Raw genomic sequence first — 373 nt, 5'->3', positions numbered from 1 at the left:
TCGAGGTGGCGTTGTTCCGGCTGCTGGAGCACTGGGGTGTTACCCCGGATGTGCTGATCGGCCATTCGGTGGGCGAGGTGGCTGCCGCGCATGTGGCGGGGGTGTTCTCGCTGGAGGACGCGTGCGCGCTGATCGCGGCCCGGGGGCGTCTGATGCAGGCGCTGCCTGAGGGTGGTGCGATGGTGGCGGTGCAGGCGTCGGAGGAGGAGATCTCCGGTTCGCTGGCCGGTCGTGAGGCCGAGGTGAGCATCGCGGCGGTCAACGGCCCGGCGGCCGTGGTGGTCGCGGGTGATGAGGCCGCGGCGCTGGAGATCGCCGGGCGGTGGGCGGAGCAGGGCCGTAAGACCCGGCGCCTAAAGGTGAGCCACGCCTT

Annotated in this window: 1 protein-coding gene; it reads left to right on the top strand. The window is 71.6% G+C overall.

Going from position 1 to position 373, the window contains the following annotated elements; genetic code table 11:
• The coding region (locus VT50_RS37770) for an acyltransferase domain-containing protein (protein ID WP_046091038.1) at window positions 1-373 on the top strand (373 nt) is incomplete at both ends.

Origin of the sequence: Streptomyces antioxidans (assembly GCF_000968685.2) — a bacterium.
In the GTDB taxonomy this organism is placed as follows: Bacteria; Actinomycetota; Actinomycetes; order Streptomycetales; family Streptomycetaceae; genus Streptomyces; species Streptomyces antioxidans.
Note: the sequence above shows the minus strand (reverse complement) of the source record. Positions and strands in the feature narration are given on the sequence as shown.